The sequence below is a fragment of the Geothrix edaphica genome, assembly GCF_030268045.1.
Lineage (GTDB): Bacteria > Acidobacteriota > Holophagae > Holophagales > Holophagaceae > Geothrix > Geothrix edaphica.
Map to the genome: position 1 here is coordinate 161,485 of NZ_BSDC01000002.1, position 26,161 is coordinate 187,645.

General features: G+C 67.8%; 26 protein-coding genes, 1 tRNA gene and 1 riboswitch. Of the genes, 16 read left to right on the forward strand and 11 right to left on the reverse strand.

Annotation, left to right across the window (positions count from 1 at the left end; genetic code table 11):
• The first annotated feature begins 108 nt into the window (after positions 1–108).
• Genes QSJ30_RS08580 through QSJ30_RS08590 form a run of 3 tightly spaced genes read left to right on the forward strand, consistent with a single transcriptional unit; the run spans position 109 to position 829 of the window.
• Entirely contained in the window at positions 109–318 is a 210-nt protein-coding gene (locus tag QSJ30_RS08580) for a hypothetical protein (RefSeq protein WP_285608372.1), read from the forward strand.
• A complete protein-coding gene (locus QSJ30_RS08585) occupies positions 315–584 on the forward strand; it encodes a hypothetical protein (protein WP_285608374.1) in 270 nt (89 codons plus the stop codon). Before QSJ30_RS08580 ends, QSJ30_RS08585 begins: the two co-directional genes overlap by 4 nt.
• The gene (locus QSJ30_RS08590) at positions 581–829 is read left to right on the forward strand and encodes a hypothetical protein (RefSeq protein WP_285608376.1); all 249 of its coding nucleotides are present in this window, start codon (positions 581–583) and stop codon (positions 827–829) included. Before QSJ30_RS08585 ends, QSJ30_RS08590 begins: the two co-directional genes overlap by 4 nt.
• 767 nt (positions 830–1,596) lie before the next feature.
• On the opposite strand, the gene QSJ30_RS08595 is transcribed toward QSJ30_RS08590, so the two are convergent.
• The 6 genes from QSJ30_RS08595 to QSJ30_RS08620 all read right to left on the reverse strand — a co-directional run bounded on the left by QSJ30_RS08595 (position 1,597) and on the right by QSJ30_RS08620 (position 6,339).
• Positions 1,597–1,672, reverse strand: a tRNA-Asn gene (locus QSJ30_RS08595).
• An 81-nt stretch (positions 1,673–1,753) separates the two neighbouring features.
• The gene (locus QSJ30_RS08600; RefSeq protein ID WP_285608378.1) at positions 1,754–2,338 is read right to left on the reverse strand and encodes a GTP-binding protein; all 585 of its coding nucleotides are present in this window, start codon (positions 2,336–2,338) and stop codon (positions 1,754–1,756) included.
• A gap of 13 nt (positions 2,339–2,351) precedes the next feature.
• Positions 2,352–2,849, reverse strand: a complete 498-nt coding sequence (locus QSJ30_RS08605; RefSeq protein ID WP_285608380.1) for a roadblock/LC7 domain-containing protein — start codon at positions 2,847–2,849, stop codon at positions 2,352–2,354.
• Positions 2,850–2,891: 42 nt separating this feature from the next.
• Positions 2,892–3,728 carry a deoxyribose-phosphate aldolase gene (gene deoC / locus QSJ30_RS08610; RefSeq protein ID WP_285608382.1) on the reverse strand — a complete coding sequence of 279 codons (837 nt, stop codon included), beginning with the start codon at positions 3,726–3,728 and terminating at the stop codon, positions 2,892–2,894.
• Between the two features lie 91 nt (positions 3,729–3,819).
• Positions 3,820–4,821, reverse strand: coding sequence for a hypothetical protein (locus QSJ30_RS08615; protein ID WP_285608384.1), 1,002 nt, complete (start codon positions 4,819–4,821; stop codon positions 3,820–3,822).
• Positions 4,822–4,968: 147 nt separating this feature from the next.
• On the reverse strand, positions 4,969–6,339 hold the full coding sequence (locus tag QSJ30_RS08620; protein WP_285608386.1) for a sigma-54-dependent transcriptional regulator: 1,371 nt from the start codon (positions 6,337–6,339) through the stop codon (positions 4,969–4,971).
• An 87-nt stretch (positions 6,340–6,426) separates the two neighbouring features.
• On the opposite strand from QSJ30_RS08620, the gene QSJ30_RS08625 reads away from it, so the two are divergent.
• From QSJ30_RS08625 to QSJ30_RS08645, 5 genes are all read left to right on the forward strand, one after another.
• Positions 6,427–7,161, forward strand: a complete 735-nt coding sequence (locus tag QSJ30_RS08625; protein ID WP_285608388.1) for a DUF4412 domain-containing protein — start codon at positions 6,427–6,429, stop codon at positions 7,159–7,161.
• A 52-nt stretch (positions 7,162–7,213) separates the two neighbouring features.
• Complete coding sequence (gene xseB, locus QSJ30_RS08630; RefSeq protein WP_285608390.1) at positions 7,214–7,453, forward strand: exodeoxyribonuclease VII small subunit; 240 nt, start codon at positions 7,214–7,216, stop codon at positions 7,451–7,453.
• Entirely contained in the window at positions 7,450–8,337 is an 888-nt protein-coding gene (locus QSJ30_RS08635; RefSeq protein WP_285608392.1) for a polyprenyl synthetase family protein, read from the forward strand. Before xseB ends, QSJ30_RS08635 begins: the two co-directional genes overlap by 4 nt.
• 8 nt (positions 8,338–8,345) lie before the next feature.
• Positions 8,346–10,271: a 1-deoxy-D-xylulose-5-phosphate synthase gene (gene dxs / locus QSJ30_RS08640; protein ID WP_285608394.1), complete on the forward strand. Its 1,926-nt coding sequence runs from the start codon at positions 8,346–8,348 to the stop codon at positions 10,269–10,271.
• 82 nt (positions 10,272–10,353) lie between these two features.
• Positions 10,354–11,253, forward strand: coding sequence for a hypothetical protein (locus tag QSJ30_RS08645; protein WP_285608403.1), 900 nt, complete (start codon positions 10,354–10,356; stop codon positions 11,251–11,253).
• A 24-nt stretch (positions 11,254–11,277) separates the two neighbouring features.
• On the opposite strand, the gene QSJ30_RS08650 is transcribed toward QSJ30_RS08645, so the two are convergent.
• Positions 11,278–12,885 (reverse strand): bifunctional metallophosphatase/5'-nucleotidase, encoded by a 1,608-nt coding sequence (locus QSJ30_RS08650; RefSeq protein ID WP_285608405.1) that lies wholly within the window; start codon positions 12,883–12,885, stop codon positions 11,278–11,280.
• A 102-nt stretch (positions 12,886–12,987) separates the two neighbouring features.
• Between QSJ30_RS08650 and QSJ30_RS08655 the strand changes: the two genes are divergently transcribed.
• From QSJ30_RS08655 to QSJ30_RS08665, 3 genes are all read left to right on the forward strand, one after another.
• A complete protein-coding gene (locus QSJ30_RS08655) occupies positions 12,988–13,452 on the forward strand; it encodes a DUF6941 family protein (protein ID WP_285608407.1) in 465 nt (154 codons plus the stop codon).
• 197 nt (positions 13,453–13,649) lie between these two features.
• Positions 13,650–14,654 carry a ThiF family adenylyltransferase gene (locus QSJ30_RS08660; protein WP_285608409.1) on the forward strand — a complete coding sequence of 335 codons (1,005 nt, stop codon included), beginning with the start codon at positions 13,650–13,652 and terminating at the stop codon, positions 14,652–14,654.
• 82 nt (positions 14,655–14,736) lie between these two features.
• Positions 14,737–15,345 carry a non-canonical purine NTP pyrophosphatase gene (locus QSJ30_RS08665; RefSeq protein WP_285608411.1) on the forward strand — a complete coding sequence of 203 codons (609 nt, stop codon included), beginning with the start codon at positions 14,737–14,739 and terminating at the stop codon, positions 15,343–15,345.
• A 6-nt stretch (positions 15,346–15,351) separates the two neighbouring features.
• Here QSJ30_RS08665 and mgtA read toward each other — a convergent pair whose 3' ends face one another.
• Positions 15,352–17,892, reverse strand: a complete 2,541-nt coding sequence (gene mgtA, locus QSJ30_RS08670) for a magnesium-translocating P-type ATPase (protein WP_285608412.1) — start codon at positions 17,890–17,892, stop codon at positions 15,352–15,354.
• A gap of 195 nt (positions 17,893–18,087) precedes the next feature.
• Between mgtA and QSJ30_RS08675 the strand changes: the two genes are divergently transcribed.
• Positions 18,088–19,002: a DMT family transporter gene (locus QSJ30_RS08675; RefSeq protein ID WP_285608414.1), complete on the forward strand. Its 915-nt coding sequence runs from the start codon at positions 18,088–18,090 to the stop codon at positions 19,000–19,002.
• Here QSJ30_RS08675 and QSJ30_RS08680 read toward each other — a convergent pair.
• The 3 genes from QSJ30_RS08680 to mtnP form a co-directional block, all read right to left on the reverse strand.
• A complete protein-coding gene (locus tag QSJ30_RS08680) occupies positions 18,999–19,760 on the reverse strand; it encodes a peptidoglycan DD-metalloendopeptidase family protein (protein ID WP_285608416.1) in 762 nt (253 codons plus the stop codon). The genes QSJ30_RS08675 and QSJ30_RS08680 overlap by 4 nt on opposite strands.
• A 68-nt stretch (positions 19,761–19,828) precedes the next feature.
• A complete protein-coding gene (locus tag QSJ30_RS08685; RefSeq protein WP_285608418.1) occupies positions 19,829–20,275 on the reverse strand; it encodes a hypothetical protein in 447 nt (148 codons plus the stop codon).
• On the reverse strand, positions 20,275–21,147 hold the full coding sequence (gene mtnP, locus QSJ30_RS08690) for an S-methyl-5'-thioadenosine phosphorylase (RefSeq protein WP_285608420.1): 873 nt from the start codon (positions 21,145–21,147) through the stop codon (positions 20,275–20,277). The genes QSJ30_RS08685 and mtnP overlap by 1 nt, the downstream gene beginning before the upstream one ends.
• Before the next feature lie 48 nt (positions 21,148–21,195).
• Positions 21,196–21,394: riboswitch (cobalamin riboswitch) on the forward strand.
• A 75-nt stretch (positions 21,395–21,469) separates the two neighbouring features.
• Between mtnP and QSJ30_RS08695 the strand changes: the two genes are divergently transcribed.
• From QSJ30_RS08695 to QSJ30_RS08710, 4 genes are read left to right on the forward strand one after another with little or no spacing between them, the layout of a single operon-like run.
• Positions 21,470–23,497 carry a TonB-dependent receptor plug domain-containing protein gene (locus QSJ30_RS08695; RefSeq protein WP_285608422.1) on the forward strand — a complete coding sequence of 676 codons (2,028 nt, stop codon included), beginning with the start codon at positions 21,470–21,472 and terminating at the stop codon, positions 23,495–23,497.
• Positions 23,497–24,351, forward strand: coding sequence for an ABC transporter substrate-binding protein (locus tag QSJ30_RS08700; RefSeq protein ID WP_285608424.1), 855 nt, complete (start codon positions 23,497–23,499; stop codon positions 24,349–24,351). The genes QSJ30_RS08695 and QSJ30_RS08700 overlap by 1 nt, the downstream gene beginning before the upstream one ends.
• Positions 24,348–25,334 carry a FecCD family ABC transporter permease gene (locus QSJ30_RS08705; RefSeq protein ID WP_285608425.1) on the forward strand — a complete coding sequence of 329 codons (987 nt, stop codon included), beginning with the start codon at positions 24,348–24,350 and terminating at the stop codon, positions 25,332–25,334. Before QSJ30_RS08700 ends, QSJ30_RS08705 begins: the two co-directional genes overlap by 4 nt.
• Positions 25,331–26,053 (forward strand): ABC transporter ATP-binding protein, encoded by a 723-nt coding sequence (locus QSJ30_RS08710; RefSeq protein ID WP_285608426.1) that lies wholly within the window; start codon positions 25,331–25,333, stop codon positions 26,051–26,053. The genes QSJ30_RS08705 and QSJ30_RS08710 overlap by 4 nt, the downstream gene beginning before the upstream one ends.
• The last annotated feature ends 108 nt before the right edge of the window (positions 26,054–26,161 follow it).

A 26,161-nucleotide genomic window follows, 5' to 3' on the forward strand; every position in this document is an offset into this window, starting at 1 on the left:
TAGTGATCAACGGATACCCGCCAAAAGTTACACGCAAGGGCAACCTTCCCACCCTCTGAACAAGCCTGAAACCTTCGTCAATTCTCACGATTCAAAGGAGACCCACCCATGGCCGTTCGAAGCCTGAAAACACAGGAAGATATCCGCCGCGCCCTCGCCCATGTTTACCGGGAGCTAGAGGCGGATCGCGTCGATCCAGGAAAGGCCCGCGTGCTGATCTATTGCGCCCTGTCCCTGTCCCAGGTTCTGGGGGAGCACGATCTAGAGAAGCGAGTGGAAGCCCTGGAAACCTCATCCCAACTTCGGAGGACAGCATGAGCCGCGCCATTGATCGCAGGGTGAAGGCCCTTGAGGAGCAAATCGAGCCTCGCCAGGTCCATCGGGTTATACGATTCCACCATCCGGATGGAACCGTGACCTACCTAGCAGGGGAAGAACCGGCACCCGGCGAGGATTGCGACTTTATCAACATCCTTTCCAGTGAGGTCATTGAGGGCCGCCCCGCCACTGATGACGAATTGGAGGCCATGTATCCAGGCCGCAGAGAACGGATCGCACAGAGGGAACTCAAGGGGGGCCAATGAGCCGTTTAGACAAACGCATCCGAGCCTTGGAGCGCCGCCGCAAGGCCTCCAAGAATCCCTGGCGCATCGTAATGGGTGAATTGCCAGAATCAGCACTGCTTGAAGTTCTTGGCGTTGCTGTAGATCAAGAAATGGGGAGGATTTCGGATGCAGTATTTGCAATCCAATGCCTACAGATCATCAACGACTCAGCCCCGAATCTAGAAACGAGGGATCGGTGGATGTCTCTCCTCGGTGCTGCGTGAGTGGCAATCTTGAACGCCGATTGAGTGCCCTAGAACGGGTCAAGCCAGGTCTCCCGGCAACAACGGAGAACCTCTTAGAAGTCGCCCGACGCATCCGCGCCGGTGGTTCTATGCCCGATGACTGGGCAAACCTCTGGTCGCCCTCCCAGCTCCTCCGCATGGCGGACCTGCAAGTGGGGCGATGAGAGTAGGCTAGCGGCACAGATACCGCCCTTCGGCTGCAAGCCTCGCCTGGAGACAGCATGAGAAAAGTTTTGCCTCTGCTTACCTTAATTGCCTTGGTCGGCTGTGACAGGCCACCGACTCGGGCCGAAATGGATCATCTGAATTCACAGGTTGCCTACCTCACAAACAGGGCGAATGAATTGGAATCGAAGGTGTCCGAGCTCGAATCGGAATTGGAGGATGCCAAGCGAGCTTGCGAGGCAAACGCCTGTGACTGTCCGGTGGGCACCATCCACTTCAATTACTAGGGGCATCCCCACGGGCATTGGGCAACGGCCTGGAGGTTCCGATGGACCAAGAAATCCGCCGCCGCATCCTCACCTGGTGGGTTTCATCCATGATCCTGACTTTCTTCGGCGCGTGGATGTGGGATCGCATCATGGGTCGATGACCGGCAAAGTGCCAAAAAGTGCCACCGCCTTGCGTGGAGATGCGAGTATCGGCCTCACACTCGCAACCATCGTTTTCGCCACAGTGGGACAACAGTGTGACAACGACAAAAACGGCCACCTTGGGGGGTGGCCGTAAGTGCTTGATTTTGCTGGCTCCGGAGGAGGGATTTGAACCCCCGACCTAGTGATTAACAGTCACCCGCTCTGACCCCTGAGCTACTCCGGAAAGGGCAAGGGTCCATTCTACCTGAGGCGGGCGCAGATTCAAGCGGGGAGGGGCGGGACCTGTGATCCCGGTCGCTCGGGGCTAGTTCTTCTGCAGTTCCATCAGGATCTGGCGGGCGGCGGCCTTGAGGGTCTCGATGACGCCGGTGCCCTGGTTGGCCACGGCTTCGATCATGGGTTCGCCCCGGAACCGGAGCAGGCGCTCCATCTCGGCGGCAGGCACGGCAGAGGGCATGTCCCGCTTGTTCAGCTGGAGGACATAGGGGATCGACCGCACGTCGAAGCCGTTCTCCTTGAGGTTGGTGGCCAGGTTCGCGATGGACTCGATGTTGGCCTCCATGCGCGCCTTCTGGCTGTCAGCCACGAAGATGATGCCGTCGCAGCCGCGGAGGATGAGCTTCCGGCTGGCGTCGTAGAAGACCTGGCCCGGCACGGTGTAGAGGTGGAAGCGGACCTTGAAGCCCTTGACCATGCCCATGTCCAGGGGCAGGAAGTCGAAGAAGAGGGTGCGGTCCGTCTCGGTGGCGAGGCTGACCAGCTTGCCCCGCTTGTCGGGGTTGGCCTGTTCGAAGATCCACTGGATGTTCGTCGTCTTCCCGCAGAGGCCGGGACCGTAGTAGACGATCTTGCAGTTGATCTCGCGCGATGCGTAGTTGATGAAGGTCATGACGTCCCCGGCCCTAGTCGCCGAAGAGGCGGTCGATGTCTTCGTCCGTGATCTCCGAGAAGGGGCTCTCGAAGCGGCTGCCGCCATCGGATTCCTTCTGCGCGCGCTGCTCGACCTGGTCGAAGATCTCCTGGAGTTCCTTGCTGGCCTTCTTCACCCGCAGGCGCACCAGCGCGAGGCTGGAATTCTGGTCGAAGATCACCACCAGGATGCCCCGCTTGCCCACGATGGAGATGTGCAGGTTGTCCTTCTCGCCCTCGTGGAAGAGGAGGCTGAACTCCTTCTCGCCGATGAGCTTGGCCAGGCCGTCCGTGGCGGCCACATTGCCGGCGGTGAGGGAGGCCAGGCTGGTGGCGTCGATGCTCTTCACGTCCCCGGCGGCCGCGATCTGCTGGCCGTTCTTGTCCACCAGGAACACCACCTTGGCGGAGGCATCCTTCTGGAGGCGGCTGATGATCTCGTGGAGGAGCTTGTACTCCTCCTCGAACATGATGAGATCAAGCTTTGCCACAAGAACCTCCGGCGGGACTGCTATCTGTGAGGATAGCACTTTTCAGTAGGCCTCCGATCCGGCTCCCCCCTGAATCACGGCCACGGAGGCGGAAAGCCCCAGGCGCGTCGCCCCGGCCAGGACCATGGCCAGCGCCCCCTCATAGGTGCGGATGCCGCCGGAGGCCTTCACCCCCATGGCCGTGCCCACGGTCCGGCGCATGAGCGCCACGTCGGCCTCCGTAGCCCCCCCGGTGGAGAAACCCGTGGAGGTCTTCACGAAATCGAGACCCGCCTCCAGGGCCAGGGTCGAGGCCCGGGTCTTCTCTGTGTCGGTGAGCAGGCAGGTCTCCAGGATCACCTTCAGCACCGTGGGCGCAGGGACCGCGGCCCGCAGCCCCTCCAGGTCCCGACGGACCGTGTCCCAGTCGTCGGCCTTGGCGGCCCCGACCGCCAGCACCATGTCCACTTCCTGGGCCCCGTCCCGCACGGCCAGTTCTGCCTCGTGCGCCTTGGCGCGCAGAGATGAGGCGCCCAGGGGGAAGCCCACCACCGTGCAGGTCCGGACCGCGCTGCCCTTCAGCAGGGAGGACGCCAGGGGCACCCACAGAGGATTGATGCAGACCGAGGCGAACCCGTGCTTCAGGGCCTCGGCACAGAGGCGCTCCACCTGGGCCCCGGTGGCCTCGGCCTTCAGCAGGGTGTGGTCGATGAGCGGGGACAAGTCCCAGGGCCCGGCGGGGAGCGCGGCCTGGCCGGCCGGCCGGTGGTGGAGCCCGGCCTGGTCCCGGAGCATGCAGAATCCCTCCACGCACCCCAGGAGCTGGGGTCTCCCCCCTTCGGGAAGCACCTGGAGGCGGGCGCGGACTTCAGCGGTGAGGTCGAGGAGCGGATCGATCATGGCTTCCATCATGGCCCCGGGGCGCCGCACCGGAAAGCGGTACGCGAAAAAGCGGGCCGAAGCCCGCTTTTTCGTGAACCAGTGAAGCCTGTTACTTCTTGGCCTCTTCCTTCTTCTCGGCGGCCTTCTTCTCAGCCTTCTTCTCAGCCTTCACGGCCTTCTTCTCGGCCTTGGCAGCCTTCTCAGCCTTCTCTTCCTTCTTCTCGGCGGCCTTCTTCATGGCCTTCTTCTCGGCCTTGGCAGCCTTCTCGGCCTTCTCGTCTTCGGCGGTCAGGGCCTTCTTGGCCTCGGCCTTCTTCTCTTCCTTCTTGGGCTCGGCCTTCTTGGCGGCCTTCTTCTCAGCCTTGGGAGCGGCCTCAGCCTTCTTCTCCTCGGCGGTCATGGCCTTCTTCTCGGCGGCAGGAGCGGCCTCGGCCTTCTTGGCAGCCTTCTTCGCCTTCTTGGCCTTCTTCTCGGCCTTGGGGGCGGCTTCAGCCTTCTTCTCTTCGGCGGTCATGGCCTTCTTGGCCTCGGCCTTCTTCTCTTCCTTCTTGGGCTCGGCCTTCTTGGCAGCCTTCTTCTCAGCCTTGGGAGCGGCCTCAGCCTTCTTCTCCTCGGCGGTCATGGCCTTCTTCTCGGCGGCAGGAGCGGCCTCGGCCTTCTTCTCGGCCTTCTTGTGGTGCTTCTTGGCCTTCTTCTCGGCCTTGGGGGCGGCTTCAGCCTTCTTCTCTTCGGCGGTCATGGCCTTCTTGGCCTCGGCCTTCTTCTCTTCCTTCTTGGGCTCGGCCTTCTTCTCGGCCTTCTTGGGCTCGGCCTTCTTCTCTTCGGTGGTCAGGGCCTTCTTCTCGGCGGCAGGAGCAGCGTCGGCCTTCTTGGCAGCCTTCTTGTGGTGCTTCTTGGCCTTCTTCTCGGCCTTGGGAGCGGCCTCGGCCTTCTTCTCCTCGGCGACGGTCAGGGCCTTCTTGGCCTCTTCCTTCTTGGGCTCGGCCTTCTTCTCAGCCTTCTTCTCGACCTTCTTGGTCTCGACCTTCTTCGCTTCGGGCTTCTTCGCCTCTTCCGCGAACACGGGGCTGATCAGAGCGGCGGCGACGAGCAGCGCAGCAAGCTTCTTCATGGGGGTTCTCCCTGGGTTGATCCGGCACGGCCGGAAGTGGTCTCCAGGAAGCAGCATTCGGGCCAATATTCATATTGAATCAAATCAATGCTTAAATGATATCCGCACTCCCGGGATCCGTTGCATTCTGCCACTCGTGGCAGCCTGCTACTCGCCTTCGTGGAATCCGTAGCGCTTGAGCTTCCGATAGAGGGTGGTCCGGTCCACCCCGAGGATCTCGGCGATCCGCTGCTTCTCCTTGTGCCGCCCCACGAGGATCTGGATGTAGCGGCGCTCCAGCTCGTCCAGGGAAGGCCAGTCCTCGATCAGGGAGGGGGTCCCCTCGGGAGACTCCGGCCTCAGCAGGGCCCGCTTGAGCACGTCGGCCTGGATCTTGGCCGGCAGGTCGTCCACGGTGATCTCCCGGCCCCGGCTCAGCTGGGTCAGGTTCTCCACGGCATTGCTCAGCTCGCGCACGTTGCCCGGCCAGGAATAGGCCTCGAGCACCCGGCGCGCCTCCGGGTGCAGGTGGTAGGTCTGCTGATCCTTCTGGCCGAACTCGGCCAGGAAGTGGTCCAGCAGCGCCCCCACGTCGTCCCCCCGCTCCCGGAGGGGCGGAACCGCCAGCTCCACCACACTGAGGCGGTAGTAGAGGTCCTCGCGGAAGGTCCCGGCCTTCACCATCTGCTGGAGGTCGCGGTTGGTCGCGGCGATGACGCGGGAATCCACCTTGATGGTCTTGTTGCCCCCCACGCGGCGGATCTCCTGCTCCTGGAGCACCCGCAGCAGGCGCACCTGGAAGCTGGGACTGGTCTCCCCGATCTCGTCCAGGAAGATGGTGCCGCCGGAGGCCTCCTCGAAGAGGCCCGGCTTCTCGTTCACGGCGCCCGTGAAGGAGCCCTTCACGTGGCCGAAGAGCTCCGATTCCAGCAGGGTCTCCGTCAGGGCGCCGCAGTTCACGGCCACGAAGGCGCGGTCCCGGCGGTCGCTGGAGAGGTGGATGCTGCGGGCCACCAGCTCCTTGCCCGTGCCGCTCTCCCCGGTGATGAGCACCGTGGCCCGGCTGTTCTGGAGGCTGGCGATGGTCTTGTAGACCGCCATCATCTTTGCGCTGGAGCCGATCATGAGGCTGCGCCGGGCCTTGGGCGAGGCGTCCTGGGTTGCCCCCTGGCCGGCGGACTGCCGGCGGGCGAGGGCCCGCGTCACCAGGGCCTTCAGCTCCTCGTTGTTCCAGGGCTTGCTGAGGAAGTCGAAGGCCCCCTCCCGCACGGCCTCGATGGCGGTCTCCAGGGTGCCGAAGCCCGACAGCAGGATGGTGTCCACGCCCAGGGGCTTGGCCTCCCGCAGCAGGTCCAGGCCGTCCTTCTTGGCCTCCAGGTTGATGTCGGACAGCAGCAGGTCGAAGCCGCCCTTCCGCAGCAGCTCGATGGCCCGATCGGGGTGTGTGGCCTTGGCCACTTCGAGCCCCATCGTCCCCAGCAGCTCCTCCAGGAACTCGCAGGTCTCCTTGCTGTCATCCACCACGAGGACCCGGGCCATCGCCACCCCCAGCCAAGAAGGTACCCCACCTGGCCCCGGCCCTGGTCCTGGCGTATGCTCTCGACATCCCTTCCACGGAGAATTCCCATGCACACCCTTCTGGCACTTGCCCTCGGGATGGTTCTTTCCGCGACCAGCCTTTTCGCCGGCGACCTCACCATCACCTCTCAGGTCACGGGCAAGGGCGCCATGGCCAAGGACGGCTCCCAGGTGCAGTACCTCAGCGCCACGCGGATGCGGGTCAACCACGCGGGGGCGAAGGTCGACAGCCTGGTGGACTACGGTCATGAGGTCATCTACAGCATCGACCACGCGAAGAAGGTCATCACCAAGTTCACCTTCAAGGACATGCAGGAAACCATGCAGGCCCTGGAGGACCAGATGGCCGGCATGCCCGAGATGGTCACGAAGATGATGTTCGGCGATGTGTCCGAGGTGAAGGTCGAGCAGCTGGGCGCGGACACGGTCCTGGGCCGCCCCTGCAAGAAGGTCCGCATCACCCTGGGCAAGATGGTGGAGGAGCTGAGCATCGACCCCTCCCTCCAGTTCCCGATCAAGGACTACGCCCACTCCATGACCATGCTCAACCGGGCCCCCGGTCCCATGGGCACCCTCTTCAAGCGGGTCTACCAGGAGACCGCCAAGCTCAAGGGCGTGCCCCTCCGCACGCACATCACCGGCCTCATGGGCATGGACGTGACCACCGTGGCCACCGAGGTGTCCACCACCGCCATCCCCGAAAGCGCCTGGGCCCTGCCGGCCGGCTACACCATGAAGGATGGCGGCAAGGAGATGAAGGACGCCGTGAAGAGCAAGCACTGAGCTCCGGTTAGACTGGAGGGGGCCCTCGCGGGCCCCTTCCTTCGGAACCCCCATGAGCGCCCAACCCTCCTTCGACGATGGCCTGGACCGGCTGGAGGCCCTGGTGCAGCAGCTGGAGTCTGGCAACCTCAGCCTGGAGGAGGCCCTCGCCAGGTTCGAAGAGGGCGTCCAGCTGAGCCAGGCCCTCCAGAAGCAGCTGGCCGAGGCCCAGCGCCGGGTCGAGGTCCTGAAGGCCGGCCTGGGCGGCGAATACCGGGCGGACCCCCTGGACGATGCGAAGGATGGCCGATGAGCGGCGCCGCCACGCAGGTCCAGGCCGACCTGGACCGCCTGCTTCCGCTGCTGGACACCGCCCTCACGGCCCCCTTCCGGGCGGGCGAGGCCGTCCGCCTGGGCGAGGCCATGCGCTACAGCCTGGAGGCCGGCGGCAAGCGCGTACGGCCCGTCCTCTGCCTCCTGGCCGCCGAGGCCGTGGGCGGCACCGCGGAACAGGCGCTCCCCGGGGCCCTGGCCCTGGAATACGTCCACACCTACTCCCTCATCCACGACGACCTGCCCGCCATGGACGACGACGACCTCCGCCGGGGCCGGCCCACCAATCACAAGGTCTTCGGCGAGGGCCACGCCATCTTGGCGGGCGATGCCCTGCTCACCGAGGCCTTCGGCGTGCTGGCCGCGGCGGACCTGGAGCCCGGCCGGCGGGCCGAGGCCCTGGCCCTGCTGGCCGAAGGCGCTGGCTGGCGGGGGATGGCCGGCGGGCAGGCCCTGGATCTCGAGGGCGAGACGCTCGAGTCCTATGACCTGGGCCACCTCCGGCTCATCCACCGCCTGAAGACCGGCGCCCTCCTGCGGGCCTCCCTGGAGATCGGCGCGGTGCTGGGCGGTGCCACCTCCGCGGATCGCGCCGCCCTGCGGGCCTATGGCGAGGCCATCGGCCTCGCGTTCCAGATCCAGGACGACATCCTGGACGCCACCGCCACCGACGCCGATCTGGGCAAGCGCGCCGGAAAGGATGCGGGCAGGGGTAAGATCACCTACCCTTCGCTCCTGGGCCTGGACGGCGCCCGCAACGCCCTGAGTGAAGCCACCGAGACTGCCCTATGTCATCTAGCATCCCTTCCCAATCGCAGGTCTTTGGAAGCCTGGGCCCGGCATCTGGCCCAGCGGGCGAAGTAGGCACCCAGGTGGAGACCTCTTCCAGCCCCTATCCCCTGCTCGATTCCCTGGCGGCCCCCCAGCAGATCCGCCACTTCACCCCGGAGCAGCTCGAGCGCCTGGCGGCCGAGGTGCGGGCCTTCATCATCACCTCCGTCTCCGAGACCGGCGGCCACTTCAGCTCCAACCTCGGCACGGTGGAATTGACCGTGGCCCTCTTCCACCACTTCGACTTCCTCCAGGACCGCATCGTGTGGGATGTGGGCCACCAGGCCTACCCGCACAAGATCCTCACGGGCCGCAAGGACCGCTTCCCCACCCTGCGCCAGCACCATGGCCTGTCGGGGTTCCTCAAGCGGGACGAGAGCCCCTACGACCACTTCGGCGCCGGCCACGCCAGCACCAGCATCTCCGCCGTGCTGGGCATGGCCAAGGCCCGGGACCTGCAGAAGCAGGACCACGCCTGCATCGCCGTCATCGGCGACGGCTCCATGACCGCGGGCATGGCCTTCGAGGGCCTCAACCAGGCCGGCTACCTGGAGGCGAAGAACTTCCTGGTGATCCTCAACGACAACGACATGAGCATCAACCCCAACGTGGGCTCGCTGCAGGGCTACCTGAACCAGATCATGTCGGGGCAGTACTACCAGCGCTGGCGCGACCGCATCGAGCATGCCATCAAGGCCATCCCCCTGGAGGGCCTCAGCAAGGGCGTGGCCAAGGCCGCCAAGTGGAGCGAGGAGAGCTTCAAGCGCCTCATGGTGCCCGGGCTGCTCTTCGAGGACCTGGGCTTCCGCTACATCGGGCCCGTGAACGGCCACGACGTGAACGCCACCTCCAAGGCGCTGGCCGAGGCCAAGGAGAAGATGAAGGAAGGCCCCGTCCTGCTCCACGTGCAGACCAAGAAGGGCTACGGCTATGAGCCCGCCGTGCAGGACCCCCTCAAGTGGCATGGCGTCACCGCCTTCGACGCCGAGGCCGGCGAGATCATCAAGGTCCAGGGGGACCCGTCGAAGCCCGCCCCCCCCAGCTACACCAGCGTCTTCGGCAAGGCCCTCGTGGAGCTGGCGAAGAAGGACGAGAAGATCGTCGGCATCACGGCCGCCATGCTGGACGGCACAGGCCTGAACCTGTTCCAGAAGGCCTTCCCCGACCGCTGCTTCGACGTGGGCATCGCCGAGCAGCACGCCGTCACCTTCGCCGCGGGCCTGGCGGCCCAGGGCATGCGGCCCGTGTGCGCCATCTACAGCACCTTCCTCCAGCGGGGCTTCGACCAGGTGGCCCATGATGTCTGCATCCAGGACCTGCCCGTGACCTTCGCCCTGGACCGGGCGGGCATCGTGGGCGCCGACGGCCCCACTCACCATGGCCTCTACGACCTGGCCTACCTGCGCTGCCTGCCCAACATCATCCTCATGGCCCCCAAGGATGAGAATGAACTGCGGCGCATGCTCATGACGGCCCTCTACTGCGGGCACCCCGCCGCCCTCCGCTATCCCCGCGGCAATGGCCTGGGCGTGGCCCTGGAGGAACCCATCACGGCCCTGCCCGTGGGCAAGGGTGAGCTGCTCCGGGAAGGCAGCGACCTCCTGCTCTGCGCCCTGGGCGCGATGGTGGATCCGGCCCTGCGGATCGCGGAAACCCTGGCGGGGGAGGGCGTTTCCTGCGCCGTCATCAATGCCCGGTTCGTGAAGCCCCTGGACGAGGCCCTCCTCCATGCCTGGGCCGGCCGCTGCAAGGCCGTGGTCACCCTCGAGGAGGGCTGCGCCCCCGCCGGGTTCGGGGGGGCTGTGGCCGAATCGCTGGCGGACGCGGGGCTGACCCGCCCCCTGCTCCGCTGCGCCGTTGCTGACCATCTGGTCCACCATGGCGACCCCAAGCGCCTGCTGGAGGAAGAGGGCCTCGGCCCCAAGTCCCTCGAGGGCAGGATCCGGACTTTCTTCCGTGACATTTAAGTAAAACCTTGCGAAAGATCTCCAGCATTCCTATGGTTGGTCCCAACCCACCGTGGCAGTGCGTTCTTTCCCCGAGGCTCTCGTGAGGTCATTTCCTATCTACGCGTCCATCCTGGGCGCCCTTCTCTGTCTAACCTCCGCGACGGGATCCGCCCAGGCCTGGGATGCTGCCAGTCGGGCCGCCAGCTGGGCCAAGCAGGACAAGGATGACTCCTTCACGTTCTACGACGCGGCCGGGCGCGTCCTGCACACCTGGGCCCGGGACGGCGGCCTCATGGGCACCCTCCCCCTCGGGAAGCTCGATGGCGAGCCCGACCGCTGGGTGATCGACCCCCGCAACACCGCCTGGGTCGCCCACGGGACCACCCTCACCCACATCGACCGGACCGGGCGCACCATGGGCAGCGTACGGCTTCCCGCCGAGGTCGGCGACATCAGCTGGGATGCGGTGGGCATGATCCTCTCCTATCGGGCGGCCGAGCCCTATATCGAGAAGCGCGAGTTCCGCAACGCCGAGGTGATCTGGTCCTTCGGCGCCAAGCCCGCGAAGAAGGAGGGCTCCCTCCCCCAGAACCGGCGGCCCATCACCCTGGATGACAGCGGGAACATCCTGATGGCGGACGGGAACACCCTGAACCTCAGCATCCTGGACGCCAATACCGGAAAGAAGATCGGGGAGACGAGTCTGCGCCACCAGGCGGCGCCAGCCCCGGCCCTGGAGGGCAGCCCCCTGGACCGCGGCCCCCTGGCCGTGTGGGTGGGCAAGGGCGTGGTCTTTGCCGCCCTGAAGGCCACGCAAGTGCCGGCGACCCAGCGGGGGACCTTCCAGGGCCTGGTGCTCGCCCGGCTGGACCTGCCGCACACAAGCGTGGAGTTCCTCCCCACCGGCCTGGACGACAGCCACATCCTCGTGGGGATCCTCGATTCCGACGCGGTATTCGTCAACCCGAAGGGCGGTCTGATGCTGGTGAAGGTCAAGTAGGTCGGACCCCTTCCAGACCGGCGTTCACTTGGCCTGGTTCAGCACCCGCTCCCGGTCGAGGTAGGGGATGGTCCGCCAGGCGTTGGGGACCGCCGGGTTCAGGGTGGGACGGGCCAGGACATAGGCCAGCAGCAGGTTGCGCTGAGAAGCCTCCGTCACCAGGTCCGGGGTTCCCTTGAAGCCGATGGCCTCCATGTAGCCGCCACCGCCCCCCAGCCGGTAGGTCGTGAGGGCCAAGGTGAAGGTCTGCTCCGGCTTCACGGGCTGGCCCTGGTAGCTGAGGCTGGCCACCCGGCTGCCGACCGGCCGCCCCAGGTTCAGCGCATAGGCCACGCCGTCCACCGTATCGAAGTCGTGGATCGGGACCTCGCGGTTGTAGAGCTCCGGCTCCCAGCTGTAGGTGTAGTGCCGGGCCGCGTGTTCCAGGTAGGCCTTGAGCTGGGCCCCGGTGATGCGAATGCGCGCCACCTGGTTCTCATAGGGCGCCAGGGCGTAGAACTGCCGCACGCTGGTGGGACCTTTGGGGATGAACAGCCGCGCCCCGGGGCTGGCGGCGGCGGAGAGTTGGGCCCCCGTGGCCTGGCGCTGCACCTGGTGGAGCAGCTGCATCAGCGGCGTGTCCTCCATGCGGGCCCAGCGGCTGTCGAGGTCCACCAGCAGGTTGGTGGCCGCCGTGTCCAGGTAGCGGTCCGTGGCGGCGCGCAGCTCCGCGGTCAGCCTCGCCACCTCCGGATCCGCGAGGGTATCGGCCTCCGGGCGGAGCAGGCGGCCCTGGGCCGCGCCCACGCGCCAGCGGCCCTTCTCCTTCCGGAGGCTGAGGTCCACCACGGCCAGGGCCCGCCCGTAGACCTGGGCCTGGAGGATGGGGATGCCCTTGTACTCGGTCTGGATGGCTTGGTGGGTGTGGCCCGTGAAGATGGCATCCAGGCCCGGCACCTGGTCCGCCAGGCGCAGGGCCGCGTTCTCGTCGCCGGCGTGGCCATCCACCGTCCCCAGCCCCGAGTGGAGGAGCGCCACCACCACGTCGGCCTTCTCCTTCTCCCGCAGGCGCGGCACCAGCTCCCGGGCGGCGGCCACGATGTCCTGGAAGACCAGGTCCGTCGCATTCCGGGGGCCGGCCAGGGCCGCGGTCCGCGGCGTGGTGAAGCCCACCACCGCCACCCGCACCCCGCCCACGGTCACCAGGGTATGGGTGGGGAAGGCATGGAGGCCCCTGGCGGTCAGGGTGTTGGCGGACAGGAAGGGGAAGCGGGCCTGCTTCTCCACCTCGCGCAGCAGGTCCTGGCCGAAGTCGTACTCGTGGTTGCCCACGGCCATGGCGGCATAGCCCAGGGCGTTCATGATGGCCACGCTGGGCTCCGGAAGGTCCCGGCGCAGGGTGTTCCGGACATAGTTGAGCGGCTCGCCCTGGATCGTATCGCCGCAGTCCACCAGGATCGTGTCGGGGTTCAGGGCCCTCTGGCGGCGGATCAGCGTGGCGAGCTTTGCCCAGCCCTGGTTCGCGGGCTGGAGGCTGAAGGTCTCCTCGGCCATCACGTGCCCGTGCAGATCCGTCGTCCCAAGGATCTGAATCCGGGCCTCTTGGGCCTGGAGGCCCAGGGCGATCAACAGGATCCACAACCAATGCCGCATGCAGCCTCCGGGGCCGGCCGCCAACCCGTGGTTGGATGGGACCGTCTTCAAGGGTAAACTTTCCCTTCACCCAAGGATGCCCCCTCTTTTCGGAGCCCCCCCATGCAAGAAGTCCAGATCAAGGCCCCCAAGCACGAATTCACGCTGCTTTGCGATGACATCCGCCAGGAGGTGGGCGGCAAGACCTCGCTGATGGGCCTGTACGACCACCACATCGTGGTGCCCCAGGTGCCCTTCACCCTGCCCAAGGTGTGCTTCTACACCCGCTTCTCCCGCATGGACGGCCAGTTCAAGTTCGGCTTCTCCATCGTGAGCCCCACCGGCGACCGCAAGGACGTGATCCGCGACAGCGACGTGCAGATCCCCGACGGCGCCAAGGAAGGCACCTTCAATGTCATCGCGGCCCCCTTCGAGGTGAGCGGCGAGGGCGTCTATGAAGTGATCATCGCCCTCACCAAGGGTGCCGACCGCTTCGAGTACGTCTACAAGTTCGCCATCTCCGACGCCAGCCGCCTCCAGGCCGAGTACGAGAAGGCCATGGCCGAGGGCGCCCAGGCGGGGAATTAGGCTATCAGCCATCAGCTATCGGCAATCAGCGCGGCGCCCCGGTGGGGCGCCGTTGCTTTTAGACTGAGAGCTGACAGCTGAAAGCCGAGAGCCTCATGAACGACCGATATGCCAAGCAACGCATCTTCTCGGTATCGCCAGCGGCGATACGCGAGACCTCCCCATCCGGCCACCCAGCCCTCCCCTAGGCACCAGGCATGTCCATCGACCGATATGCCAAGCAACGCATCTTTCTCGGCCGCGAGGCGGACGAGGGTTTGCGCTCCAAGCGGGTGGCGGTGCTGGGCCTCGGCGCCTTGGGTTCCGTCATCGCGCCCTGGCTGGCCCGGGCGGGCGTGGGCCACCTCACCCTCATCGACCGCGACCTGGTGGAGCAGAGCAACCTCCAGCGCCAATTGCTGTACGGCGAATCGGACCTGGGGCGCCCCAAGGCGGAAGTGGCCGCGGAGCGGCTGCGCGAGGCCAATTCGAGCATCGACCTGACTCCCGTCGTGGCCGACCTCACCAGCGGCAACGCCCGGGAGCTGCTGTCGGGCTTCGACCTCATCTGCGACGGCACCGACAACTTCGAAGCCCGCTTCCTCATCAACGACGTGGCCATCCTCACGGGCACGCCCTGGATCTACGCCGGCGCCATCGGCGGCGAAGGCGTCATCTGGCCCCTGCACCCGCCGCACACCCCCTGCCTGCGCTGCCTCATCGAGGAGCCCCCCGCGGGCGGGGATGTGGACACCTGCGACAGCGCCGGCGTGCTGGGCCCCGCCGTGGGCGTCATCGCCAGCTGGGCCGCGCTCGAAGCCCTCAAGATGCTGACCGGAAAAGCCCCCCACACCGACCTGGTGCGCTTCGACTTCTGGCATGACGAACGCCAGTTCCTGAAGCCCCCGAGAGCCCGCTGCCGGTTCTGCACGGAGAAGGTCACGGAGTTCCTGGATGCCCGGTGGACCCTCAAGGCCAGTGCCCTTTGCGGCCTGGAGGGTGTGCAGATCCGCGTGAACCCGCCCGGGAAGCTCGATCTGACCGCGCTGAAGGCCCGCCTGGAGACCCGCACGCGCAGCCCCTGGAAACAGGTCGGGATGATGCTCAAGGGCCACGAGGGCCCTGACGAGATCACCCTCTTCGCCGACGGCCGCGCCCTCGTCCACGGCCCCATGACCCCCGAGCGCGCCCGCAGTTGGTACACGGAGGTCGTGGGGTGCTGAAGGTCCTCCCCTTGGTATCGCCCGCGGCGATGCGCAAGACCTCACCACCCACCCATGATTCTCCTCTCCATCAGGTGAATGCTTGATCGTCCCTTCCCCCCTCAAGATCGTTCTCGCCTCCCGCAACACCGGCAAGCTGCGCGAGTTCGCGGAGCTGCTGCCGGGCGTTACGCTCGTTCCCTGGCCCGCGGAGGCGCCAGAGCTCCCGGAGACCGGGGCCTTTTTCCAGGACAATGCCCTGCAGAAGGCGGAGGGTGCGCGCGCCTGGTGGCAGGCTCACGGAACGGATCGGGTGGATGGTGTGCTGGCGGATGATTCCGGCCTCTGCGTGGACGCGCTGTGGGGCGGCCCGGGTGTGCTGAGCGCCCGCTTCGCGCCCGACCTGCCCGCCTATCGCGACAAGAACCGGCGTCTGCTGGCCATGATCCCCGAGGGGGCGGACCGCTTGGCCCGGTTCGTGTGCGTGCTCGCCTACGCGCCCATGAAGGGCGAGGCGTTCACGACCAGCGGCGCCGTAGAGGGCAGCCTGGCCTTCGACCATCGTGGCGAGGGCGGCTTCGGCTATGACCCCATCTTCATCCCCGATGGCTATGACCAGACCTTCGGTGAGCTGCCTTCCAGCACCAAGCACACCCTCAGCCACCGGGCGCGCGCTTGTGCCGCGCTGCGGGCGCGGCTCGGTATGGACTAATGGCCCTTAGGCCGGGGCCAGGTGGCGGAAGAACCACTGCTTGACCCCCTCGACGGCCAGCAGGTAGGCCACCAGGATGCCCGCCAGCACCAGGAAGAAGAAGGCCGGAGGCGCCACGAACCCGAGGTGCACGCCGGCAGGCGTGAAGGGCAGGCCGATGGCCACCGCCACCACGGCGAGCGAGCAAGCGACGATCCAGGCGTTCGGGCGGCTCGTGAAGGGGTTCCTGCGGGTGCGGATGATGAAGATGACCAGGACCTGCGAGGCCATGGACTCGATGAACCAGCCGGTGTGGAACAGCTCGGCGCCCGCATGGAACATCTTCAGCAGGATGAAGAAGACCAGGAAATCGAAGAGCGAGCTCACGGGGCCGATCACCAGCATGAAATTACGGATGAAGGTCATGTCCCACCGGCGGGGCTTGGCCAGGTATTCCTCATCGACGTTGTCCAGGGGGATAGGAATCTCGGACACATCGTAGAGGAGGTTGTTGAGCAGGATCTGCACCGGCAGCATGGGGAGGAACGGCAGGAACAATGCGGCTCCGGCCATGCTGAACATGTTCCCGAAGTTGGAGCTGGTGCCCATCATGATGTACTTCATGATGTTCCCGAAGGTGCGGCGGCCTTCCAGGACACCGGCCTGAAGCACGCCCAGATCGTGTTCCAAAAGGATCATGGTCGCGGACGCCTTGGCCACGTCCACGGCGCTCTCCACGGAAATGCCGATGTCGGCGGAGTGCAACGCGGGGGCGTCATTGATGCCGTCGCCGAGGTAGCCCACCACGTGGCCCCGCTGCTTGAGGGCGAGGATGACGCGGTTCTTCTGGGCGGGCGCCATCCGGCAGAAGAGGTTCGCCTGCTCCACCTTGGCCTGCAGGGCATGATCGTCCAGCTGCTGGATCTCCGTGCCGGTGAGCACGCCGGCCACGGGCATGCCGAGCTCGGCACAGATGTGCTGCGTCACCAGCTCGTTGTCGCCGGTGACGATCTTGACTGTGACGCCACCGGCGGCAAGCTCCGCCAGCGCCTGCTTGGCGCTCTCCTTGGGAGGGTCGAGGAAGGCCGCGAAGCCCGCGAAGACCAGGGCCGATTCGTCACCCACCACGGCATGCGGATGGTCCATCCCCACGGAGCGCGAGGCGATCCCCAGGACCCGGAAGCCCTCCTTGCTGAGGCCTTCGAACACCGCCGTGATGCCGGCCCGGGTGGCGGTATCCAGAGCGCGGGGGCCCCCCTCCGCCTCGTAGCTCTCGGACAGCCGGAGGACGTCCTCGGGCGCCCCCTTCACCACGAGCAGCCTGCCGGTGGCGTTCTCCAGGAGCACGGAGACCCGGCGGCGCTCGAAGTCGAAGGGAACTTCGTCGACCTTGTGCCAGGCCTTGGCATCGATCTCCTGGTGCTCCAGGACGGCGTCGTCCAGCGGGCTCTTCAGCCCCGTCTCGAAGAAGCTGTTGAAGTAGGCCAGCTCCAGGACCCGCTGGCTCTCCTTGCCACCGGCATCCACATGGCGTTCCAGGTGGATCCTGGCTTCGGTGAGGGTGCCGGTCTTGTCCGTGCAGAGCACGTCCATGCTGCCGAGGTTCTGGATGGAATCCAGGCGCTTGACGATCACCTTCTTGGCGGACATGCGCAACGCGCCCCGGGCCAGGGTCACCGAGACCACCATGGGCAGGAGCTCCGGCGTCAGCCCCACCGCCAGGGCCACGGCGAACAGGAATGATTCCAGCCACGGTCGGTGGAAGAAGGCGTTGGCCAGCAGCACGAACAGGACGAGGAGGATCGTCATGCGCATGATGAGCAGGCCGAATTTCTGCGTGCCCTGCTGGAACGAGTTGGCCGGGGCCTTGGCGGCCAGGGTGTCGGCGATCTCTCCAAGGGACGTGCCCTGGCCCGTGCGGCACACCAGTACCTTGGCCGAGCCGCTGATCACGGACGTGCCCATGAGCACGGCGTTGCCGGCCCGGAGCACCTCCGCCTGATCGGGCAGCTCCGCCGGCGCCTTCTCCACGGGATACGGCTCCCCGGTCAGGAGGGCCTCGTTGATGAACAGGTCCTTGGCCTCCAGCACGCGGCCATCGCCCGGGATCAGGTCCCCGGCGGCGAGGAGGACCACATCTCCCGGCACGATCTCGGCGAGAGGAATGTCGACGGTCTGCCCGTCCCGCTGAGCCCGCGCCCGCACCGCCACCGAATCCCGCAGCCGCTCCGCCGCCTGGCCGGCCCGATGTTCCTGGACGAAATCCAGGGTCACGCTGATCAGCACGATGGCACTGATGATGATGAAGCTGACCCGGTCTCCGGTAGCGCCCGAGATGGCGCTGGCCACGAGCAGGATGATCACCAGCGGGTTGAGGAACTTCGCCAGAAACTGCAGGATGACGGCCCTTTTCCGCTCGCCGCTGGTCACGTTGGGGCCGAACTTCGCCAGGCGCGCCGTGGCTTCGGCGCGGCTCAATCCGTTAGCCGTCGCGCCCAACTTCTCCAGCAGTCCGGCGAGAGGAAGCCGCCAGAAAGCGATCTCGGGGGTGGCTGCAGGTGTCGGCATGGTGGAATCCCTTCTGCGACCTGGGATCGCCTGGTATTTCCTAGACCGTGTGTTGAGTGTAGGCACGTGGCCCCGCCCTGACCATGAATCTCACGACGGATCCGGGCGGGAGGTCGGTGCTTCACGCACGGCGCGGCTGGCAGGCCACCAGGCGGCACGGGTGCATTCTTCCCGCGCTCCGATAGGGTGGAAGACATGACCTGGAAGCGTGATCCCCGAATCTGGCTGGCCATCGCCGGCGTGCTGCTGCTCTGGTCCTCGGCCTTTGCGGGCATCCGGGCCGGCCTGCGGATCACGCCCGCGGGCCTGCCCGGCCTCGATGGGTACGGCCCTGGGGAGCTGGCCCTGCTGCGCTTCGGCACGGCTTCCGTCGTCTTGGCCGGCTACGCGCTGGCTATACGCATGCGGCTGCCGGAGCGGCGCGACCTGCCCATGATCGCCCTGGCGGGCTTCCTGGGCATCAGCGTCTACCACGTGGCCCTCAACTTCGGGGAGCTGACGGTCCAGGCGGGGGCCGCCTCCCTGCTCATCGCCGCCGGCCCCGTGTTCACCGCCCTGCTCTCGGCCCTCTTCCTGGGCGAGCGCCTCACGCGCCACGGCTGGGGCGGCATCCTGGTGGCCTTCACTGGTGTGGCGCTCATCGCGCTCAGCAGCGGCCGGGGCCTGCGCTTCACGCCCGGAGCCCTGCTCATCCTGCTGTCCGCCGCCGTGGCCGCGGTCTATTCCATCCTGTCCAAGCGGAGCTTCCGCCGCCATTCCGCGCTCGCCTTCACCTGCTACTCCATCTGGGCGGGCACCCTGCCCATGCTCGTGTTCCTGCCCGGCCTCCTCCACAAGGCCCCGCTGGCCGCACCCTCGGCGACGCTGGCGGTGGTCTACCTGGGCGTCTTCCCCGGGGCCATCGCCTACGTGCTGTGGAACCTCGCCCTCTCCCGCATGCCCGCGTCCCTGCTCTCCAGCTTCCTCTACCTCTCGCCGGTGCTGGCCAGCCTCATCGCCTGGGTGTGGCTCGGCGAGGTGCCCTCCCTGCTCACCATCCTGGGTGGCGCCATCGCCATCCTTGGCGTCATCCTCGTGCAGACGAAGGGGTACCGCCCCTCCGCACCCTAGAGGAAGAGCCGCGGATCCACTCGGGCGTTGTTGAGGCTGAGGGACCAGTGCAGGTGCGGGCCCGTGGCCCGGCCGGTCATGCCGACTTCGCCCAGCAGATCACCCGGCTGGACCAACTGTCCTTGCTTCACGGTGACCTTCGACAGGTGGGCGAAGAGGCTCACCACGCCTTCGCCGTGGGCCAAGAACACCGCATTGCCACTGAAGAAGAAGTCGCCCGTGAGCACCACCACGCCCGCAGCCGGCGCGCGCACGGCCTGGCCCGCGGGGGCCTTGATGTCCAGGCCCGCGTGGGGGGCCCGGGGCTCGCCATTGAAGATCCGGCGCAGGCCGAAGGAGCTGGTGAGGCCACCCGGCGTGGGCTGGTGGAAGCGCAGGGAAGGCACCAGCCCCTCCGGCCAGGCCTTCCAGGCCGGCGCCATGAGCGCCTGCTCCCGGGCGATGCGCGCCTCATCCTCGGCGTTGGGCGTCACCTTCCGCTGGTCCTTCAGGGTGATGCGCTGCTCGGGATAGCGCTTGGGCTTGATGGTGAAGGAGACCGCCTGGCCACCCACCTCGATCGCCTCCCGGCCAGGCTTCGCACTCAGCGGGATGCCCACCACCGCCTGCCAGCCGCGGGCGCTCCGCCGCACCAGCACCGGCTCCCCGCGATAGGTCGCCCTGGGCGCCGCACCCTGGCCCGGGAGGGCGATGACCGCCACGCCCCCGGGGACGGGGGAGGACTTGAAGGGGAGCGAGGCGGGCTCGGCGCCGATCATCCCAGAGCCAATCACCCCCGCGATCAGCAAGGTCGCAGGACGGCAGGCGGAGAGGCATCGGGCCATCATCATTCCGCGGCCCCAGGAAGAGGAGTTCCAGGCTCGAGCCCCGCCTCCCGCAACCGCACGGCCTCCTGGTAGGCCGCGAGCACGGCGGTCTTCACCTTGAAGTAGCCGCTGTCGGTGACCTTGGTGGCGAAGGTGGCGTTCACCACCACCGTATAGCCACCGCCCTGGAACGGCTGGATGGGGGCCACGAGGATCTGGCCGGGGAGGATGGCGCCGGCGCTGTCCTCGCGCAGCTTCTGCAGCACGGCTTCGGACCAGGCCTGGAGGCGCGGGATGGCCCCCAGGGCCTCGGCCTCGGTTCCGGTCCGAAGGCGGCCATAGAGGGTGAACTGGAGCCGCAGCTGCGGCGGATCGAAGCCGTGGTTGAGGAAGCCGGCCATGGCCGCCACCTGCTGGAACTCCTTGAGCAGGGCCTGGAGTTTGGCGCTGGGGGCGGCGACAGGCATCAGCGGCCTCCGTATCCGTACTTGGCCACGAGCAGGTCGAGGCGCTTGCGGGCATCTTCGGTCACGGCCTCGGGGGCCGTGAAGAGGGCGGCCTTCAGGGCCTCGCCGCAGGCACAGGAGCGGGGGGAGCACGAGAGCTGCGGCACGACTTTCCGGAGCAGACGCTGGGCCTTGTCCACGTTGGCGTGCATGACCTCCAGCACGGAGGCGGCGTCCACGCCCTCCTCCTCCTCGCGCCAGGCGTCGTAGTCGGTCACCAGGGCGATGCAGGCGTAGCAGAGCTCGGCCTCACGGGCCAGGCGCGCCTCGGTCACCTGGGTCATGCCGATGAGGTCCGCGCCCCAGCTCTGGTGCAGGCGGCTCTCGGCCCGGGTGGAGAACGCCGGTCCCTCCATGCAGACGTAGGTGACCCCGTCCTCGATGGGGATGGACAGGGACTGTCCGGCCTTGAGCAGCGCAGCCGTGGCATGGGCGCACACAGGCTCCGCGAAGCTCACGTGGGCCACCAGGCCCTCGCCGAAGAAGGTGTCCTTGCGCTGGCGGGTCTTGTCGATGAACTGGCCCACAAGGCGGAGCTCACCCGGCTTGTGGCGGGCCTGGAGGCTGCCCACGGCCGAGACCGAGATCAGCCGCTCGACGCCCAGGGACTTCAGGGCCCAGAGGTTGGCGCGGTAGTTCACTTCGCTGGGCGTGAAGCGGTGGCCTTCGCCGTGGCGGGCCAGGAAGGCCACGGGGGCGCCGTCCAGCTGGCCGAGGTGTACGGGACCTGACGGAGCGCCGAAGGGGGTCTGCACCAGCTCCGTCCGATCGAGGGAGAGCCCCTCCATCCGGTAGAGTCCACTGCCGCCGATGATGCCGATGGGTGCGTTCATCCGGCCATTGTACTTGCACCCGTTCCCGATGCCGTGTTTCCCTGGAGGCCTGACAATTTCGTGCTGGATGCACGGGAAGCAGGTGAGACTCCTGCGCTGCCCCGCAACGGTATGCACCACGCCCACGCGCCACCGGGTGTGAGACCTCAAGTCCGAGTCACTGGGATCGTCCCGGGAAGGCTCGGAGGGAGCTGAAAGGCCCCTGTCGCGTGCGAGCCCGGAGACCGGTCCTGCACCTCACCCCCCGTCGTGGGAACGGGCTGGGCCATGGTTTCCCATCTCTGGGGATCCGCCCAGCCGCCACGACGTCATGCGTGGAGGCATGATGGGTTCTACCCGCATTCTCTTCTCCCTGGCGGCTGTGTCCGCCCTTTCCCTGGCCGCCGAGGCCGACCGCAAGCCCGCCGAGGCCACGGTCACCGTCAGTGCCGAGAGCCAGCCCGTAGCGGTCGTCCGCACCCCGGCCCCGGTGCGCATCGTCGAGGCCGAGGAGCTGGCCCGCCTGGGCAGCCGCACCTTGGCGGATCTGCTGGAGGTCCTCCAGCCCGGCGCCGTGATGAGCACGGGCGGCACCGGCCAGCAGGCCTCGGCCTTTCTCAATGGCACCCTCAGCCGCAACGTGGTGGTCCTGCTGGACGGCTTGCGCCTGAACGATCCCACCGCCCTCAGTCCCGATCTGGGCGCGCTCAGCCTCGTGGGCATCGAGCGCGTGGAGCTGATCCTCGGCCCCTCCTCCGTGCTTTACGGCAGCGACGCCATCGGCGGCGTCATCGCGCTCACCAGCACGGGTCGCGGGGCCGAGGGCTGCCACGGCCAGGCCGGCCTGAAGGGGGGTACGAATGGGCTGCTCGGCGGCACCGCCCAGGTGCAGGTCACGGGACCCCGCGGCTGGCTCGCCGCCGGCGCCGAAGCCCAGAAGCAGGAGAGTGGCTTCCCGGATGACGTGTTTCGCCAGGCCGGCGGCTTCCTGCGCATGGGGGCGAAACTGGGCGACGCGGACCTGACTGCCTTCTACCGCAACTCCGGCCAGACGGCTTCCATCCCCTTCACCACCTCCGGCTGGCCCGCGGCCCGCAGCTACGAGCCCCAGCGCGAGATGCGCACCCGCCAGGAGAGCTGGGGTGCCAGCCTGCACTGGACCCTGGCGCCAAGCCTGGTGATCGAGAACACGCTCCAGGCCCTGGAGGGCCGCACCGGCGATCCCAGCGGACCCAAGCGGGAGCAGACGGATCGCGACTTCCGCCGCGTGGAGGATCAACTGACCCTGCACTGGACGCCCGCACCCACCTTCCGCCTGTCGGGTCGCCTCGAAGGCCGCGTGGACACCAGCCATGCCCAGAACTACTACGACCCGGCCACCTACGCCGCCGTGCAGTACCGGGGCGAGGGCCGCGACCTGGCCGGGGCCCTGGAGCTGCGCTGGACCCTCGCCGAGGGCCTCGACTGGGTGGCGGGTCTGCGCCGCGATGCCGGCCACCGCGACCTCATCCGCTACGACTCGGGCCTGCGCAGCCGCGCCGGCAGCGCCGAGGCGGGCACCTGGCGCACGGGCCTCAACTGGGTGACCGCCCCCGAGTTGCGCCTTTACGCCAGCGCGGGCCAGGGCTTCCGCATGCCCAACACCACGGAGTTCACCCTCAACGCCCAGGCCGCCAGCCAGGACGGCGTGGCCTACCCGATCCTGCCTGAGCGCAGCCGCACCCTCCAGGTCGGCGCCACGGGTCAGTTCGCGGACCACTGGGAGTACCGCCTGGAGGCCCAGCGCACCCGCATCAGCGATCTCCTCGCCTATGTCTACGACACCAGCTTCGCGTTTCCGCCGCTGTTCACGTCCCACTACGCGAACCAGGGTTCCATCCGGGCCCAGAGCCTGGAAGGCGCCCTGGGCTGGCGCGGGGGCGAGGCCGTGGCCTATGGCTGGGACCTCATCCTCCGCAGCCAGGAGACCCGCGATCTCGACCACGACACGGAGGGCGACCGCTTCGGCCAGCAGAACTCAGCGATCCTGCGGCATCCCTTCTTTACCGCGGCCATGGCGGGCTTCGTCCAGGCGAAGACCTGGCGCGCCGATGTGCGCCTCGCCCGCGTGGGGCCCCGCTACGACCTGAACGACACCACCTACGAGGTGCTCAGCACTCGCAAGCCCTACCGCGACCTCAGCGCAGGCTTCTCCTGCGAGCCCGTGCAGCACCTCACCCTGGCCCTCCGCGGCGAGCACCTGCTCCAGCGGAAACAGACCGTCGAGGATTGGCTCAGCGGCCGCTACGATCAGGAGGGCGATGCCAGCCTGGTCTATGGCTTCCCCGCGCCTGGGCCCCGCTGGACCCTCGCCGCGACCTGGAGGTGGTGATGCGACGCTGGCTTGCCTTCCTGCTGCTGGCCATCCTGTCGTCAGCGGCGGGCCTGCCCCTCCTGGCGGCGCGGCCCCAGCGGGTGGTGAGCCAGGCCGTGGGCACCGATGAGCTGCTGCTGGCCCTGGCGGATCCCGGCCAGATCGCCGCCCTGAGCCACATCGGCCGGGACGTGCGGTTCAGCGTCGTGGCGGCCGAGGCGAAGCGGTTCCCGGCCCTCAAGGACAGCGATGCGGAAAGCGTGCTGCGCTTCCGGCCCGACCTGGTGCTGGCTGCCAGCTTCACCCGCCCTGAGACCCTGGCCCTGCTTCGGCGGGCCGGGGTCCGGCTCGTGGTGCTGGACCGCTTCGACAGCCTGGAGGACGTCTACGCCAGCCTCCGGATCCTGGGCCGTGAGCTGGGCCAGGAGGCCCGCGCCGAGGCCCTCATCGCCCAGTGTCGTGCCCGGGTGCAGGCCCTCGCGGAGCGCCTCAGGGGCGCCCGCCCCGTCCGCGTGCTCACCGCCGGGGCCTATCCCTTCACCGCCGGCGCCGGCACCACCTTCCAGGATCTCTGCGACCACGCAGGCGCCCTGAACGTGGCCGCCGAGGCCGGGCTCAGGGGCCACGCCCCCACGCCCTCCGAGAAGCTGCTCACCTGGAACGCCGAGGTGCTGGTGATCTCCGGGGACCGGCCCGACGGCTCGGACGCCCGCGCCCGCCTGGCGGAGATCCCCCACTACCGCGCCCTGCCCGCCTTCAAGGCCGGTCGCTTCGCGGTCATCCCCGGCGCCCTCATGTCCAGCGTCTCCCACCACCGCATCGACGCCTACGAGCTGCTGGCCCGGGCCCTCCATCCCGAGCGCCTCCGGTGAGAGCCCGCCTGGCCATCCCCGTCCTCGTGGCGCTGCTGGTTCTGGCCTTCCTGGCCTCCCTGGCCTTCGGGGAACTGCGGCTCTCCTACACCCAGGTGCTGTCGGCGCTGATGGGTGGTGGCGATGACATCGCCCGCACGGTGGTGCGCGACTTCCGCCTGCCCCGGGCCCTGGTGGGCATGGCGGCGGGCGCGGCCCTGGGCGCCAGCGGCGTGGTCATGCAGGCCTTCTTCCGCAACCCGCTCGCCAGCCCCGGCCTGCTGGGCGTGAGCAGCGGCGGCGCCCTGGGGGCCGTGGCCGTGCTGGCCCTGGCCCCCGCCACGGGCTTCGCCGCCGCCACCCTCTGGGCCCTGCCAGCGGCCTCCATCCTCGGAGCCTTCGGCGCCACCGGGGCGGTGCTGATGCTGGCCCAGCGCGGCGCCGGCACAGAGCGGCTGCTGCTCTCCGGCGTGGCCCTCAACGCGCTCCTTGGCGCGGGCACCAGCTTCCTGCTCACCACCACGGCCGGCCACTTCGAGGTGAATGCCCAGATCCTCTTCTGGCTCATGGGCGGCCTGGAGAGCCGCAGCTGGGAGCACGTGTGGATGGGCGTCCCCGCCATCTTCGTGGCGTGCCTGCTGCTGTTGCCGCTCGGCCGGGCCATGGACCTGCTGAGCCTGGGCGAGCAGAGCGCCCAGAGCCTGGGCGTGGATGTGCGCCGCCTGCGCCGCCACCTCATCATCCTCTCCACCGTCCTCACGGCCCTGGCCACGGCCGTGGGCGGCATCATCGGTTTCGTGGGGCTGGTGGTGCCCCACATGCTCCGGATCGCCTTCGGCCCCGACCACCGGCGCCTGCTGCCCTATTCCATGCTGGGCGGTGCGGCCTTCCTCCTGGCCTGCGACCTGGTCACCCGCACCTTCCCCCTCGGGTTGCGGCTGGGTGTGGTCACCTCCCTCATCGGCGGCCCCTTCTTCCTATGGCTGCTGCGGAGGCCCCGATGACCGTCGCCCTCCACGCTTCTGGCTTGTCCGTGCCCGGCCGCCTGGAGGCGGTGTCGCTGGACCTGGGCCCGGGCGAGCTGGTGGCGATGGTGGGGCCCAACGGGGCCGGCAAGTCCACGCTGATCCAGGCGCTGGCAGGACTGCTGCCCGCCCACGGGACGGTCCAGTGGAATGGACAAGCGCTGTCGAGCATACCCGTGGCTGAGCGCGGGCGCCTCCTGGCCTGGGTGGGTCAGGAGGCCCACTTCGAGTTCGCCTTCCCCGTGCGGGAGGTGGTGGCCCAGGGCCGGTACGCCTGGGGCGACGATCTCACAGGGGTGGCTGAGGCTCTGGCGGAACTGGACCTCACCTTCCTCGCGGATCGCCCCGCCACGCGGCTTTCCGGGGGCGAGCGCCACCGCGTAGGGCTCGCCCGGGCCCTGGCCACCCGGGCGCCCATCCAGCTCTGGGACGAGCCCGTGGCCCAGCTCGATGTCCGGCACGCGCTCGAGGTGATGCGCCTGGCCCGGCGTCTGGTGGACGGCGGCGGCACCGTGGTGGTGAGCCTCCATGACCTGCGCGCCGCCTACCGCTTCGACCGCGTGCTGGTGCTGGACCGCGGCCGCCTCGTGGGGAACGGCAGGCCCCACGAGGTCCTCACCGCCGACCTCATCCGCCAGGTCTTCCGCGTGGAGGCCACCTTCGTGGAGAGCCTGGTGCCGGAGCTGCCGGAGCGCTGACCCGCCTCAGACCTGCATGCCTTCGAATTGACTAGGGCAGGCCTTCATTGTGATGGTCCAACGTTCCATCACACGATTAGTCGCATCTTATAAATAATTGATTAATTT

Excerpts from the sequence above, each read along its gene's own strand:
- QSJ30_RS08580 (WP_285608372.1), top strand. The coding sequence starts at position 109 with ATGGCCGTTCGAAGCCTGAAAACACAGGAAGATATCCGCCGCGCCCTC.
- QSJ30_RS08585 (WP_285608374.1), top strand. The coding sequence starts at position 315 with ATGAGCCGCGCCATTGATCGCAGGGTGAAGGCCCTTGAGGAGCAAATC.
- QSJ30_RS08590 (WP_285608376.1), top strand. The coding sequence starts at position 581 with ATGAGCCGTTTAGACAAACGCATCCGAGCCTTGGAGCGCCGCCGCAAG.
- QSJ30_RS08600 (WP_285608378.1), bottom strand. The coding sequence starts at position 2,338 with ATGACCTTCATCAACTACGCATCGCGCGAGATCAACTGCAAGATCGTC.
- deoC (WP_285608382.1), bottom strand. The coding sequence starts at position 3,728 with ATGATCGATCCGCTCCTCGACCTCACCGCTGAAGTCCGCGCCCGCCTC.
- QSJ30_RS08615 (WP_285608384.1), bottom strand. The coding sequence starts at position 4,821 with ATGAAGAAGCTTGCTGCGCTGCTCGTCGCCGCCGCTCTGATCAGCCCC.
- QSJ30_RS08620 (WP_285608386.1), bottom strand. The coding sequence starts at position 6,339 with ATGGCCCGGGTCCTCGTGGTGGATGACAGCAAGGAGACCTGCGAGTTC.
- QSJ30_RS08625 (WP_285608388.1), top strand. The coding sequence starts at position 6,427 with ATGCACACCCTTCTGGCACTTGCCCTCGGGATGGTTCTTTCCGCGACC.
- xseB (WP_285608390.1), top strand. The coding sequence starts at position 7,214 with ATGAGCGCCCAACCCTCCTTCGACGATGGCCTGGACCGGCTGGAGGCC.
- QSJ30_RS08635 (WP_285608392.1), top strand. The coding sequence starts at position 7,450 with ATGAGCGGCGCCGCCACGCAGGTCCAGGCCGACCTGGACCGCCTGCTT.
- QSJ30_RS08650 (WP_285608405.1), bottom strand. The coding sequence starts at position 12,885 with ATGCGGCATTGGTTGTGGATCCTGTTGATCGCCCTGGGCCTCCAGGCC.
- QSJ30_RS08655 (WP_285608407.1), top strand. The coding sequence starts at position 12,988 with ATGCAAGAAGTCCAGATCAAGGCCCCCAAGCACGAATTCACGCTGCTT.
- QSJ30_RS08660 (WP_285608409.1), top strand. The coding sequence starts at position 13,650 with ATGTCCATCGACCGATATGCCAAGCAACGCATCTTTCTCGGCCGCGAG.
- mgtA (WP_285608412.1), bottom strand. The coding sequence starts at position 17,892 with ATGCCGACACCTGCAGCCACCCCCGAGATCGCTTTCTGGCGGCTTCCT.
- QSJ30_RS08675 (WP_285608414.1), top strand. The coding sequence starts at position 18,088 with ATGACCTGGAAGCGTGATCCCCGAATCTGGCTGGCCATCGCCGGCGTG.
- QSJ30_RS08680 (WP_285608416.1), bottom strand. The coding sequence starts at position 19,760 with ATGATCGGCGCCGAGCCCGCCTCGCTCCCCTTCAAGTCCTCCCCCGTC.
- QSJ30_RS08685 (WP_285608418.1), bottom strand. The coding sequence starts at position 20,275 with ATGCCTGTCGCCGCCCCCAGCGCCAAACTCCAGGCCCTGCTCAAGGAG.
- mtnP (WP_285608420.1), bottom strand. The coding sequence starts at position 21,147 with ATGAACGCACCCATCGGCATCATCGGCGGCAGTGGACTCTACCGGATG.
- QSJ30_RS08695 (WP_285608422.1), top strand. The coding sequence starts at position 21,470 with ATGATGGGTTCTACCCGCATTCTCTTCTCCCTGGCGGCTGTGTCCGCC.
- QSJ30_RS08700 (WP_285608424.1), top strand. The coding sequence starts at position 23,497 with ATGCGACGCTGGCTTGCCTTCCTGCTGCTGGCCATCCTGTCGTCAGCG.
- QSJ30_RS08710 (WP_285608426.1), top strand. The coding sequence starts at position 25,331 with ATGACCGTCGCCCTCCACGCTTCTGGCTTGTCCGTGCCCGGCCGCCTG.